Raw genomic sequence first — 12730 nt, forward strand, 5'->3', positions numbered from 1 at the left:
AGGCCAAAGCCTCCGCCAGCGTCTTGTTCATCTTGAAACTCGTGCCAATCCAGAAGGTCATGACTTATGTCCCTCTTCCATCTTGGATTTGAGCAAAATAATCATCGGCCCCAATCTGTCCTCCTTTAAGCGCAATCTGAAGACCGTTTGTGGGTCCGTATGGCCCATGAGCGATGCAGAGCGGTGATCCGGGCGTTTGTGGCAGGGGAAGCAATGTCGTTAAGGCTTCAGTATGTAACTCCTGAAGAGCGTGACTGGAGGTATCGCCGCCCGCAATAACTACACGCTCGAGTTTTTGTTCTTCGACGAGACGGCGTAAAATAGTGCCAAGGACCTGTCCAAGCCGGTGTCGCGCGCCGGCGATATGGTCGATATCTGCGCCGCGATCGGCCGACGGACCAAGCGCCGTATGGAGGATGACACTACGCCCGGCATTCAGGCTTATGCATCCTGCTTTGACTGCGTCGTTCACAGCCTGATTGGTGTTTTCGCCGATCAGTTGTAATGGATCAAGATCAACAGTGTTGAAGCCGTCGGCTCTTGCGCGGCGTATTTGCCTTTCCGTTGTCGGCGAAACACTGCCAGAAACCACTGCAAGACGGTCCACTTTACCAGGCAAGGGAAAATTGGGCGGTGCGCCTAGGACACCCTGGGAGCGCCACGCGCTGATGAGAGCGTATTCTACGCCGGAGGAGCCAGCGACAAACAGGCCGCCATTTCTTCTTAGTTGCCACAAATGCTTGCCTGCGGCCATCTGCGACAGATCGCCGTCAACGTCGATAAGCGAGACCCCCGAGGCGGTTCCATGTGCTGCAATCAGACTGTCTGCGTCGTCACCAAGCAGTGCTACAAGGTCTACCAGTCGCACCGGCAGGCTGGTTTGCCTGCTCAGATGCACCGTAAGATCGGCTTCATCCATCGGTGTCACCGGGTGCCTGCTCATGACAGGATGGCGGTCGATGCGAAAGACCGTACCCTGATAAGCGGCAAAGAGATGACCAAAGGCGGTATAGCGCTTGAGTTGCGGCGCGCCGACAATCACAGGCACACATGATTGCCCAAAAATCCTCTTTCCAATCTCGATTGCTTTGCCAATATTCCCAATGCGCGGACTGGAATCAAAGGTGGAACAGACCTTATAGTGACAAATGGCCGCCTTACGTTCATGTAGCCACTCAATGGCAGGAGCAAGATGGTCTTCCATCCACTCTGGCGTCTGGCTACGGCTCGTGCCGGCAATCCCGATCGCTTGGCAATCTTTGAATCGCTCGAGCAGGTCAACGCTTGGAATGCCCAGGAACAACACTGTAGAAATACCGTTGAGCGCCAGTGCTTCCATGACATCGGTAGAACCGGTAAGATCATCTCCGTAGTAGCTGATAAGTGGGCGCGCCATCAGCACCTCAAGCGCCTTTGCCATTGGCGAACTTGTTGATAGATGCCGCAAGTTCCGGGTGGTTTTTGGCATAAAGACCAAGTGGAATGTCGGCGACGGCCGCCTCCCAAGCCTGCTGTACAGCCCTGACACCAGCGGCTGGACCCTGGGGATGGCTGACAATGCCGCCTCCACATAGATAGAGAAGGTCTGTTGACCGGCCGGTCCGATTATAGGTGTCAGGTGCTTGGCCACCCCACTGACCGGAGCCGACCACAGGCAGCGGGCAATCGGATTTATCAAAGAGCGGCGTGCTCAGAGCCTTGAAGGAGGAGATGAAACTCTCATCCGGTTCCCAATATTTGACACGGATGCCATTGATCTGGAACTGGTCAACGCCGATCAGACGCCAGAATTGCTGCCAGACTTTAAAATCCATGCCCGCGCCCGGACTTCGGGTCAGTAGATCCCAACCATTGCGATGGGCGTGTAGCACAAGACCAGAGCGCTTGCGCAGGAAGGTCATTCCGCCCATCCCGATTGAATTGATGTTGACGACGGCACAATTACCGCCGGCTTTCAGCACTAGATCGTGATTGCGCATCAGCTCATCAGGATCAGCGTGCGAGATTCCGAACGCATACATGACCTTCTTTCCGGTCCTTTGCTCGTGATCAAGAATGAGGGGCATGATCGCTGCGATGCGTTCCTTGAGCGGAGAATAGGACGGACTCATCAGCTTCTCGTCGTCCTTGATGAAATCCACCCCTGACCGTACCAGCTCTTCTGCCAGAGCTGCCGTTTCTCCCGGGCGCAGTCCAAGTGCCGGCTTGACGATGGTGCCGATGATCGGACGGTTGTATACATTGGTCAGGCGACGACTCTCAGCGATTCCAAATTGTGGACCCGGATGAGCAGAACGAAAAGCATCGGGGAGTCTCATGTCGACGACGCGTATGCCGGTCATGCCCTTAATCGAGTAGACTCCGCCTATCGCAATTGTCATCAATGCAGATAGATCCGTACCGACCGCATCAAGGGGAAAAGCAATTTCGACATCGGCGCGGCGCAGCCTGGCATGGCCTTTTTCAAGCTCGGGCCAAGTCGGTATCACAGCATTTTCCAGCGGCTTGATCGAGACTACATGCGCGGCAACTCTAGCCTTCAGCTCCTCAGTTTCGCCCGGGACCGGGACGAAGGTTCCAGTTGATTGGTCGCTGGCGATCTTCTGAGCCATGGCCTCGATATTGCCAGGTGTCTCAATGCGGTACGTCAAGTGGATCATCATGGAATTGCTGCTCCCAATGCCGCCGAATATTCGTGGCGTCAACTCATGATGTGGTATAATGAGTATTCCAACGGCTGTGAAGAAGAATTATGGCATGCAGCGCGATTTCGGCGCGCCCCCTATTCTCGATGTCCTGTTAGCTTGTATAAGGAGTGCAGTTTTGAACCAGCGAGACCCCATGAATCAGCCTGTTGAACAGATCGTCCGTCGGAAACTGTCTGATGAAGTCTTCGACCGTCTGGAACGGATGATCACGTCGGGCGAGTTGAAGCCGGGAGACGATATGCCCTCCGAGCGGGTCCTCATGGAGCGGTTCGGCGTTGGGCGTCCAGCGATCCGCGAAGCGATGCAAGCGCTTGCAAATATGGGGCTGGTCAATATTTCACATGGCGAGCGCGCCAAGGTCCTGCAGTTGACGGCGAAGTCAATCTTCCGTCAAGTTGACCTGACCGCAAAAATCATGCTGTCACAATCATCGGACACGCTGGAACATCTCAAGAGCAGCCGTATCTTCTTCGAGCGGGGGATGGCGCGAGAGGCTGCCTTGCGCATAGAGCCACAAGACATCGCCGATCTCGAGGCCATCATCGAGCGCCAACGCCAATCGCTGGGTCAAGCAGAAGAGTTCATTTCAGCCGACATGCGGTTTCATAGCCGCATTGCCCAGATTTCGGGAAATCCGATCTTTGTCGCGGTAAGTGAGGCGATGCTTGCTTGGTTGAAGGCTTATCACACCGACATGCTCATCTGGACCGGGAAGGAAAAGTTTACGCTGGTCGAACATGAAGAAATTCTCGATCGCTTGGCAGCGAAAGATGCAGACGGAGCCGAAGCCGCTGTTCTTAAACATCTCGAGCGGTCAAGAGCTCTTTACACTCGGTAATGGTGTTGATAACAACCCTGGTCCGATCATAGGCAAGGGTTCAACGAGCCGCCCATCATTGCTGCATCCGGTTTAACTGGGATGAGATGATTGCAGGTGCTGTCCAGATCCATCCATGGCTAATGATATTTGACTTTCTATCCATGCCGGGGATCTGCCCTGGCAGAACGATCGCGATTGCGCACGCCCCGCGCCTCCTCCGAGACGGTGATGACTCGTCGCTATTCGTCGGTCTTCCTGTGCAGGATGTCGGGATTTTCAATCTTGCCTGGCGTGGAACGATGCGCCCGGCCGTGTCTAACACGGGAAAGCGAATGCCCCTTGCTGGCGCTGGGAGCAAATGGAGCCGCCGCGCTTGGCGGCATTGAGTTACGCATGCAAAACTCCAGCATCGCAACACTGTCGAGCAGCTGGCAAATCCGAGCCCAGAGCTCTCTTATTACCGGGATCAGTGAATGTTGATCTCGCCGCTGACAAGCCGCCACTCATTAGCCCCGATGAGACGCCTGTGGGTATAGCGGATGGAATGCAGGGGGCCGTCGAGTTTGTCTTGCCAGAAATCAAGAAACTTCCTCATGACCGGAAATTCCGGCGCTACATCATAGTCCTGCCAGACGAAAGTCTGCAGGACGGATTCAAAATCGGGAATGCGATAAAGAATATGAGCTGTTGTCAGGCCGTAACCGTCAAGCTGGCGCTCCAATTGCGATGAATACTGCATGCTTCATCTCCATTGCGTAACGATAACCAAGTTTGGTCCACAACCGTGCAGAAATCAACAGAAAACAGGGCGCTGATGGTAAAATTATTGTTTCTTTACATAGTGTTAGCAGCGGGCGTTAGAGAGTGCTAATTTTTTTGATTTGAGATATTGAAACTGTGTCTTGCTGAAACCAGATCGATAGCCGCTATCGCTTGAACAAGGATAGCGCCCACTCCGGATTGGCCTTTCGGTCCGGGAGTGAAATTGAACATGATTTGTTTGTCCATGGAGGAAAACATGACATTTCGACCGCTACACGATCGTATTCTAGTCCGCCGCGTCGAGTTTGAAGAAAAGACAAGCGGCGGCATCATCATTCCTGACACAGCCAAGGAAAAACCGCAGGAAGGCGAGGTATTGGCCGTCGGTCCTGGCACGCGAAACGAAGCCGGCCAAATTCAGCCCCTCGAGCTTAAGACCGGAGACCGTATCTTGTTTGGCAAATGGTCAGGTACCGAAATCAAGATCAACGGCGAAGAACTGCTGATCATGAAGGAAAGTGATGTAATGGGCATTGTAGAGGCTCAGACGATCGAGAGGAAGGCTGCGTGAGCGGGACGTATCATTATAAACTGCTGCGTGAAAAAAGGAGCAATTAAATGGCTGTCAAGGAAGTAAAATTCAACACGGACGCGCGTGAGCGTATGCTGCGCGGTGTCGATATTCTTGCAAATGCTGTAAAAGTGACCTTGGGTCCCAAGGGGCGCAACGTTGTGATTGACAAGTCCTTCGGTGCACCGCGCATCACAAAAGACGGTGTTTCTGTCGCCAAGGAAATAGAACTTGAGGACAAGTTCGAGAATATGGGCGCTCAGATGCTGCGCGAGGTAGCATCCAAGACCAATGATCTTGCCGGAGACGGCACAACAACGGCAACCGTGCTGGCTCAGGCTATCGTCAGGGAAGGCGCAAAGGCCGTTGCTTCGGGCCTTAATCCGATGGACCTGAAACGCGGGATTGATATTGCGGTTGATGCCGTTATCGGCGAACTGAAAAACAATGCTCGCAAGATTTCCAAAAACGCGGAAATTGCCCAAGTGGGCACGATTTCTGCAAATGGCGATGAGGAGATCGGCCGATACCTGGCAGAAGCAATGGAAAAAGTGGGCAACGAAGGTGTCATTACCGTTGAAGAAGCCAAGACCGCCGAGACCGAATTGGAGGTGGTTGAGGGCATGCAGTTTGACCGAGGCTACCTGTCGCCGTATTTCGTCACCAACCAGGACAAAATGCGGGCCGAACTGGAAGATCCCTATATTCTTATCCACGAGAAAAAGCTTTCCAATTTGCAGGCCATGCTCCCGGTTCTGGAAGCAGTCGTGCAATCTGGTAAACCCCTTTTGATTATCGCCGAGGATGTCGAAGGCGAGGCGTTGGCAACGTTGGTCGTCAACAAGTTGCGCGGCGGCCTGAAAATAGCCGCTGTCAAGGCGCCCGGTTTCGGCGATCGCCGCAAAGCTATGCTCGAAGATATTGCCATATTGACTGGCGGAACGGTGGTTTCCGAGGACATGGGTATAAAACTCGAGAACGTGACGCTCAATATGCTCGGCCGAGCCAAGAAGGTTGTGATCGAAAAAGAAAACACCACCGTCATCGATGGGGTCGGTTCAAAAGCCGAGATCGAGGGTCGCGTCAGCCAAATTCGCACGCAGATTGAAGAGACCACGTCTGACTATGATCGTGAAAAGCTGCAGGAACGTTTGGCAAAGCTGGCAGGCGGCGTTGCCGTTATTCGCGTTGGTGGCTCCACGGAAATCGAGGTTAAGGAAAAGAAAGACCGGGTCGACGACGCGCTGCATGCTACGCGAGCAGCCGTTGAAGAAGGCATTCTGCCGGGTGGTGGTGTAGCCCTGCTGCGTGCTGTCAACGCGTTGGACAACATCTATATGGCCAATTCAGACCAGCAAGTCGGTGTCGAAATTGTTCGCCGTGCGATCGAAGCGCCAGCGCGCCAGATTGCAGAGAATGCGGGTGCCGAAGGATCGATTATTGTGGGCAAACTGCGTGAAAAATCTGAGTTCTCGTTCGGGTGGAATGCCCAAACCGGTGAATATGGCGACCTTTACGCCCAGGGCGTCATCGATCCGGCAAAGGTTGTACGCACGGCGCTTCAGGATGCAGCTTCAGTTGCCGGTTTATTGGTGACAACGGAAGCTATGATCGCTGAAAAGCCGAAGAAGGAAACATCTCCTGCACTACCAGCAGGTGCTGGGATGGATTTTTAAATCGCGAACCCGACCCGCCTCACAGGGGCGGGTCACCACCATTCGTTGGTGGGCATTGACAAGATTGTTGAGATCGAACGCGCGCGATTGATGAACTCGCAGGAGCGCCACCAATTTAAGGCGCGATGGTTGGAAACACAGCTGGCGCTCTCCGGTCCAGCGTCTGGCGGTATTGTTCTGCCTCCCAATGGTTCAATTGGTGTTCATCATCTTCACTCAGGTAGGCAATTTTTTCTCCCTCGGGGATCCGTGCAGTAACTTCTGCAAGGCAACGGGCCATAACTTCTCCGCCTTGGGCAAGTTCATTTGAAAGTAGAATACCTTTTCCGGGGACCAGGAGCAGCTTCGGTGCAGCTTTGTTGCGGTTTCTGTATTCATTGAGTACTGCCTCAATCGAGCCCTCGGGATCGACAACGCCAAGCTCCGTGCCCAGAAAAATGACGTGGTCCGGATATAGGGACCCACCAAGTGCGTAAGCCATGCTTAATGGCGAAAGAGCTGTCTTATGGCTTTCCATATCGGGGGCCGGGCGGAACGCAGAGTCCTTTGCAATAGCCGACAGAGCTGCAATGTCGGGCGCACCTGTACTGCGTGGATCGGTGGCAAGAGCAGCGCTGACACGTCCAATTTTTCCGGCAACGTCTTCTGCCGTGTCGCCCGTGACGATTATGCCATGATTAAACAAAATAAGGACATCGGGCGTCCTGTGCGCGATCTTTTCGATTTGCCGTGCAAGCGGCGTTCCCGGTCGGCGATAAGGGACCATCTCCCACTTCAGATCCGGTATTTTAGCCATGCGTGCCGCGAGCACCTCCTCACGTTGCTCAAGGACTGCAAGCGCGATCGTATTGACGCAATGATAATGCGCAACAACCCGGCTGGGAAGGGCGGCATGAAAGCTCGTTTCTATGGAAGGCCGAAGGCTGCTGGTGTTCATGCTGCCGACTATAAAATCGGTCGCTTTATCGGCACGAGAGTCGCCAGAACGCAAGGCATCCACTAAGGGTGCCGCCAGCACAGGTACCATAATGTCCCGCTCCTTCGCATGGGCGAGCCACGTCCCGGATGCTTTGATCCACATGACCCCCTCTGCTTTCAACGAAGTGTTGCCGCCAGCTCCTTGCGTTTTGAGGATGTCATTGCCGATCTGGCTTGAGAGATCAAGGAACTGCTCAAAGGTGTTCGTCAGGGTCTTGCTCGAATACATCAATACCACCGTTGCGCGCTTCACTTACGTTTTGACTTGGAAGGCATCAATCCATGGTGATCAAAGTTTCTATCGAAACTTAGAGTTTTGATTGTAAATCGTCAATGATGAGGTTTTTCCATCTATCAAACTTGCAGGCTACCCGGTTGTATGATTATCTTGCGTCATTGGTGTTGGGAGACGCCGGGAGGTTGAATGAACGATTCTGAGCGCCATAAGCAGATTATTGATTTGTTGCAGGAGACGCCGTTTGCTTCGGTCCGCGACCTGCAGGAGCGCTTGGGCGTATCGCCCGCCACCATTCGTCGCGATATTGACAAGCTTCATGAAATTGGAAGTGCCCGGAAGGTCTACGGCGGAATTTCCGCAAATGAGGTGAGCACCGGTGCGCGTCTTTCAGCTCGTCCTTACGATGAAAACCGCGACATTGCAGTAGAGGCAAAACGGGCCATTGCCGAAAAGGCCGCAAGCCTCGTGCGCGATGGAGATTCAATCATCGTACATGCCGGATCAACTTGCTTCCAGCTGGGGATCCAGCTGGCGCGGCGAAATGTACGTCTTTACACAAACTCGATGCCTCTAGCCGCCTATTTGGGCGAGCATGGTACATGCAACTTGACGCTTGCAGGTGGCGTATTATACCGCGAGCCCGGTATAATTCATGATGCCTCTGCCAGCGTGCCTGATTTTTTTGCCTCGCGCTTCTTTGTTGGAACTCAGGGAATTAACAATGATGGCTTGCTCGAGTCTCATCCACTGCTCGCCAAGGCGATAAGTGAGCTAAGCCGCTGTGCTGATGAAATTGTCCTGTTGGCCGATAGCCGAAAACTTTCCATCGCACCCCGCAATATCGTGCTGCCGCTTTCGCGAATAGGGACCATCGTGATCGATGACGGATTGTCGGATGCGGGTGCAAAGATGTTGGAGGATCACGGAATCACGATCCTGATTGCAAGAATGGGGTCGCAGAATTGACAGATCACCCCGTCATCGCAGTCTTTGATTTAGGCAAAACAAATTCCAAGCTGTTTGTTTTGACGGCCATGGGAAAAGTAGTGGCACAAGCCCGCACCAGACCCGTTTGGAATGATGTCGGCGACCTCCGTGTTCTCGACGATGCGGCCCTTTTTGAGTGGGTAAAGCTTTCGTTGAGGGCAGCAGTTTGCGACCATGGCGTCAACAGCATTATGTTTTCAGGACATGGCTGTACCTTTGCATTAGTTCGCGGAGAGAAGCTAATCCACCCCATACTGGACTATGAGCAGGAACCGCCCACGGATATTGCTGGAAAAATCGACACACTGATACCAAAATACTCCGAGACATTTTCTCCAGCGTTGCCACTCGGCTTTAATTATGGACGCCATATCCTCTGGTTGAAGGAGCGCAATCCCGACTTAATCCACGAGGCGGATGCAATCCTTTCATATCCTCAATTTTGGTCATGGAAATTTTCCGGCCACAAGGTTTCAGAAGTTTCCTATCTTGGCTGTCACTCCCATCTTTGGGCACCGCTCGCAGATGACTTTAGCAGCTTGGTGACGTCTCAGGGATGGCGGGAAAAAATGCCGGAGCTGGCAAGGGCAGGTGATTGGATTGGAAAATATGTCGTTGAGCTGGAAAATGGGACATCGGCTGAAGTTGCGGTTCACAATGGCGTCCATGACAGTAATGCTGCACTTTATTATTATCGATCGCTTGGCTTTGAAGACTTCACCCTGGTTTCTACCGGCACTTGGATCATCATTTTTAATTCGTCTTGCCCGCTCGAGGTGCTCGATTCGCGGCGTGATATGTTGGCCAACGTAACTGTAGATCACCAACCGACCGCAACCATCCGATTTATGGGAGGGCGTGAATATGATGTTGCAAGTGGCGGCTGGAATAACGCCATATCCGTTGACGCACTAATATCGGTCATAGCCAAGGGCATATTTGTTCTTCCCTCCTTTGCGCCGGGCGGGCCCGCTCAAAATCAAACGGGTCGGTTCACAGGGCCGTCTGTCGACGGCGAGGAGCGCGCTGGTGCGGCTCTGCTATACGTTGCACTGATGACAGATCTGTCACTTGATCTCATCCAGTCAACCAACGCAATTGTGGTTGATGGCGGTTTGGTCAAAACTGGACTGTACGCAAACTTGCTGGCCAGCTTGCGGCAAGACCAGCGAATCTATTCAAGCGAAAATCCGGAGGGCAGCGCATTTGGTGCAGCAGCACTCGTATACGGTCAAGTTGGCTCAAACCCCTTCTCCAATGACACCCGAGAAGCTTTGCCATCTGTAATTGCCGGTTTGACGGATTATCGCGACGCGTGGCGCGCCATGGTCGAAAGCGGTCACCCGTCAGGTCGGCAAGTAGATCACAAGGAATTGCTGGTATGACCGTTTCGTCTCTCGCAGTCTCCGCTCCTGTGCTGGAGATGCGCAACATCAGCAAGACGTTCGGCAACATACGCGCGTTGTCCAACGTGTCGCTGACCGTTCATGCAGGTGAAGTGCATGCGCTTATGGGCGAAAATGGTGCGGGGAAATCAACGCTGATGAAGGTTCTGTCGGGAGCCTATAGGGCTGACCCTGGCGGGAGTATTCACATTGATGGTCTTCCTGTTGTGGCGGGCGACCCAGTTAAGGCAAAGGCCAGTGGCATCTCAGTAATTTATCAGGAACTATCTCTCGCCCCAAATCTGACGGTAGCCCAAAACATGTTCCTTGGTGCGGAACCTTCGCGGTTTGGTGTGGTAGACAAAGTCCAGATACGCGAGCGAACAGAACCGATACTCAGGCGCCTGGGAATTGATTTTTCTGCTTCGCGACGGGTCGGCGAACTGTCCCTTGGCGAGCGGCAGATGGTCGAGATTGCGAGAGCATTGACCACCAATGCACGCATAATTGTCATGGATGAACCAACAACTTCGCTGACTTCGCGGGAAACTGATCGCCTGTTTGAAGTTATAGCAAGTCTAAAGGCACATGGTATTGCAATCATCTATATCAGTCATCGGATGGAAGAGATTTACCAGCTTGCCGATCGGGTGAGTGTTCTGCGTGACAGTGCGTACGTTGGAACCCTCGAGCGAGAGGAATTGTCAGCTTCCAGACTGGTATCAATGATGGTTGGCCGCGATCTGTCATCATTTTACAAGAAGCAACATCACGCATCTGACGGCAAGATGGAGACGGTGCTTTCGGTGCAGAATATTGGTGATGCGCGCCGCGTGCATGATTGCTCTTTTGATGCCTGCGCGGGTGAAGTTCTGGGTATTGCTGGGTTGGTCGGATCTGGACGGACGGAACTTGCTAGGCTGATTTTTGGAGCCGATGTGAAAACGGCCGGCGTTGTAAGACTGGCTGGCAAGGAGCTTTCCATCTCAAATCCGAGCGATGCGCTCGCTGCAGGCATCGCCTATCTGACAGAAGATCGTAAGGGGCTGGGTCTCTTCCTCGACATGACAATTAGCGAGAACATTAATATGGGTGTGATGGCCGCTGACGCGGCGAAGGGCGGGGTCATTAATTTTGCCGCCGCAAGATCGCGCGCAGATCGCGCCATATCCTCGCTGTCAATCAGGACGCGAAGCGCCAATATAAATGTCGGAGCCTTGTCAGGAGGCAACCAGCAAAAAGCGTTGATCGCAAGGTTGCTGGAAGCCAAACCGCGCGTGCTTATCCTTGACGAGCCTACACGTGGCGTCGACGTTGGCGCAAAATCCGAAATTTACCGCATCATCGATGAACTTGCCCTAACCGGCATCGCTATTGTGGTGATCTCCAGTGATCTGCCAGAGATCATCGGGATTGCCGATCGCGTGCTCGTCATGCGGGACGGGCAAATTGCGGGCGAAGTCAGAGCTACGCCAGACAAACCTATAGATCAGGAAGCAATAATGGCCCTCTCGACCGGCTCTTCTGCCGGTCGAGCTTGACTGTGCCGAAGAACGGAAACGGATGAAACAATGACCGCGACATTGACAGATAAAGAACAGGACAAGGCCAGATTTCGATCGACGCTCACTGCCTTGGGGATGCTGCCGGTTCTGATAATCCTTGCGATCGGCTTTCACCTGTTGAGCGGACGGTTCCTGAGCGTCAATAATCTTTCGATCGTGATGCAACAGGCGTCAATTAACACCGTACTCGCTGCGGGGATGACTTTTGTCATTCTGACAGGCGGAATTGATCTGTCAGTCGGTTCAATCCTGGCCGCTTCTGCAATGGTCGGCGTAATCGTTTCGCTTTTTCCGGATATTGGAATGCTGGGTATTCCAGCTGCGATCGCGGTTGGACTTGCCTGTGGTCTGGTGAATGGGAGCATCATTGCCTTTTTAAATCTTCCACCTTTCATCGTGACCCTTGGATCGCTGACTGCTATGCGCGGTATCGCGCGGTTGCTTGGCAACGACACAACGATATTCAATGCAGACCTGCCTTTTGATTTCATAGGAAATGGAAATTTTCTTGGCGTCCCTTGGCTGGCAATCATAGCATTGGCGACGATCCTGATTTCGTGGTTTGTGCTTAAACGCACAGTCCTTGGCACATGGATATACGCGGTGGGGGGAAACATTGAGGCGGCACGCCTGACAGGCATAAAAGTACCATTAGTGTTGCTTTTTGTTTACAGCGTCTCCGGGCTGCTCTCGGGCCTTGGAGGCGTCATGTCTGCGGCACGTCTTTATGCTGCCAATGGCCTTCAGCTTGGTCAGTCGTACGAACTCGATGCAATCGCGGCAGTCATTCTGGGGGGGACCAGCTTCGTTGGAGGGGTCGGCTCGATCTGGGGAACTCTCGTAGGCGCTCTCATTATCGCGGTCCTTTCTAACGGGCTGATCTTGGTAGGCGTCTCGGACATTTGGCAGTACATCATAAAAGGCCTTGTCATCATTGTCGCGGTCGGTCTCGACCGGTACCGACTGAAAGGATTGAGCCGCACCTGACGTGTGGTCCACCAAACCCGGCTGGCCGGGCAACAAGACGCTGGGAGCGTCAT

General features: G+C 53.4%; 11 protein-coding genes. 7 read left to right on the forward strand and 4 right to left on the reverse strand.

The features are described from left to right. Window positions 1-64 precede the first annotated feature (64 nt). Window positions 65-1396, reverse strand: coding sequence for a four-carbon acid sugar kinase family protein (locus tag ACTJI9_RS16380; protein ID WP_440809372.1), 1332 nt, complete (start codon window positions 1394-1396; stop codon window positions 65-67). A gap of 7 nt (window positions 1397-1403) precedes the next feature. Next, the gene (oiaX, locus tag ACTJI9_RS16385; protein WP_336441329.1) at window positions 1404-2663 is read right to left on the reverse strand and encodes a 3-oxo-isoapionate-4-phosphate decarboxylase OiaX; all 1260 of its coding nucleotides are present in this window, start codon (window positions 2661-2663) and stop codon (window positions 1404-1406) included. Between the two features lie 178 nt (window positions 2664-2841). On the opposite strand from oiaX, the gene ACTJI9_RS16390 reads away from it, so the two are divergent. Then, on the forward strand, window positions 2842-3546 hold the full coding sequence (locus tag ACTJI9_RS16390; RefSeq protein WP_336441525.1) for a transcriptional regulator NanR: 705 nt from the start codon (window positions 2842-2844) through the stop codon (window positions 3544-3546). A gap of 448 nt (window positions 3547-3994) precedes the next feature. Here the strand turns inward: ACTJI9_RS16390 and ACTJI9_RS16395 are convergent, their stop codons facing one another. Further along, window positions 3995-4267, reverse strand: a complete 273-nt coding sequence (locus ACTJI9_RS16395) for an usg protein (RefSeq protein WP_336441330.1) — start codon at window positions 4265-4267, stop codon at window positions 3995-3997. 279 nt (window positions 4268-4546) lie between these two features. Here ACTJI9_RS16395 and ACTJI9_RS16400 point away from each other — a divergent pair, with 279 nt between their 5' ends. Together ACTJI9_RS16400 and groL are read left to right on the forward strand one after the other, a co-directional pair. Beyond that, window positions 4547-4861 (forward strand): co-chaperone GroES, encoded by a 315-nt coding sequence (locus ACTJI9_RS16400; protein WP_337353302.1) that lies wholly within the window; start codon window positions 4547-4549, stop codon window positions 4859-4861. Window positions 4862-4908: 47 nt separating this feature from the next. After that, window positions 4909-6537, forward strand: a complete 1629-nt coding sequence (groL, locus tag ACTJI9_RS16405; protein WP_336441332.1) for a chaperonin GroEL — start codon at window positions 4909-4911, stop codon at window positions 6535-6537. 115 nt (window positions 6538-6652) lie between these two features. Here the strand turns inward: groL and ACTJI9_RS16410 are convergent, their stop codons facing one another. Further along, window positions 6653-7744, reverse strand: coding sequence for a class II aldolase/adducin family protein (locus ACTJI9_RS16410; RefSeq protein WP_440809376.1), 1092 nt, complete (start codon window positions 7742-7744; stop codon window positions 6653-6655). Between the two features lie 195 nt (window positions 7745-7939). On the opposite strand from ACTJI9_RS16410, the gene ACTJI9_RS16415 reads away from it, so the two are divergent. Genes ACTJI9_RS16415 through ACTJI9_RS16430 form a run of 4 tightly spaced genes read left to right on the forward strand, consistent with a single transcriptional unit; the run spans window position 7940 to window position 12677 of the window. Beyond that, a complete protein-coding gene (locus ACTJI9_RS16415; RefSeq protein ID WP_336441334.1) occupies window positions 7940-8719 on the forward strand; it encodes a DeoR/GlpR family DNA-binding transcription regulator in 780 nt (259 codons plus the stop codon). After that, complete coding sequence (locus ACTJI9_RS16420; protein ID WP_440809377.1) at window positions 8716-10125, forward strand: FGGY-family carbohydrate kinase; 1410 nt, start codon at window positions 8716-8718, stop codon at window positions 10123-10125. Before ACTJI9_RS16415 ends, ACTJI9_RS16420 begins: the two co-directional genes overlap by 4 nt. Continuing rightward, on the forward strand, window positions 10122-11666 hold the full coding sequence (locus ACTJI9_RS16425) for a sugar ABC transporter ATP-binding protein (protein ID WP_440809379.1): 1545 nt from the start codon (window positions 10122-10124) through the stop codon (window positions 11664-11666). Before ACTJI9_RS16420 ends, ACTJI9_RS16425 begins: the two co-directional genes overlap by 4 nt. A gap of 30 nt (window positions 11667-11696) precedes the next feature. Continuing rightward, a complete protein-coding gene (locus ACTJI9_RS16430) occupies window positions 11697-12677 on the forward strand; it encodes an ABC transporter permease subunit (protein WP_336441337.1) in 981 nt (326 codons plus the stop codon). Window positions 12678-12730 lie beyond the last annotated feature (53 nt).

This window comes from Phyllobacterium sp. 22552, assembly GCF_052044585.1.
Taxonomy (GTDB): domain Bacteria; phylum Pseudomonadota; class Alphaproteobacteria; order Rhizobiales; family Rhizobiaceae; genus Phyllobacterium; species Phyllobacterium ifriqiyense.

Coding starts and splice junctions, on each gene's coding strand:
- ACTJI9_RS16380 (WP_440809372.1), bottom strand. CDS start 1,396: ATGGCGCGCCCACTTATCAGCTACTACGGAGATGATCTTACCGGTTCT.
- oiaX (WP_336441329.1), bottom strand. CDS start 2,663: ATGATGATCCACTTGACGTACCGCATTGAGACACCTGGCAATATCGAG.
- ACTJI9_RS16390 (WP_336441525.1), top strand. CDS start 2,842: ATGAATCAGCCTGTTGAACAGATCGTCCGTCGGAAACTGTCTGATGAA.
- ACTJI9_RS16395 (WP_336441330.1), bottom strand. CDS start 4,267: ATGCAGTATTCATCGCAATTGGAGCGCCAGCTTGACGGTTACGGCCTG.
- ACTJI9_RS16400 (WP_337353302.1), top strand. CDS start 4,547: ATGACATTTCGACCGCTACACGATCGTATTCTAGTCCGCCGCGTCGAG.
- groL (WP_336441332.1), top strand. CDS start 4,909: ATGGCTGTCAAGGAAGTAAAATTCAACACGGACGCGCGTGAGCGTATG.
- ACTJI9_RS16410 (WP_440809376.1), bottom strand. CDS start 7,744: ATGTATTCGAGCAAGACCCTGACGAACACCTTTGAGCAGTTCCTTGAT.
- ACTJI9_RS16415 (WP_336441334.1), top strand. CDS start 7,940: ATGAACGATTCTGAGCGCCATAAGCAGATTATTGATTTGTTGCAGGAG.
- ACTJI9_RS16425 (WP_440809379.1), top strand. CDS start 10,122: ATGACCGTTTCGTCTCTCGCAGTCTCCGCTCCTGTGCTGGAGATGCGC.
- ACTJI9_RS16430 (WP_336441337.1), top strand. CDS start 11,697: ATGACCGCGACATTGACAGATAAAGAACAGGACAAGGCCAGATTTCGA.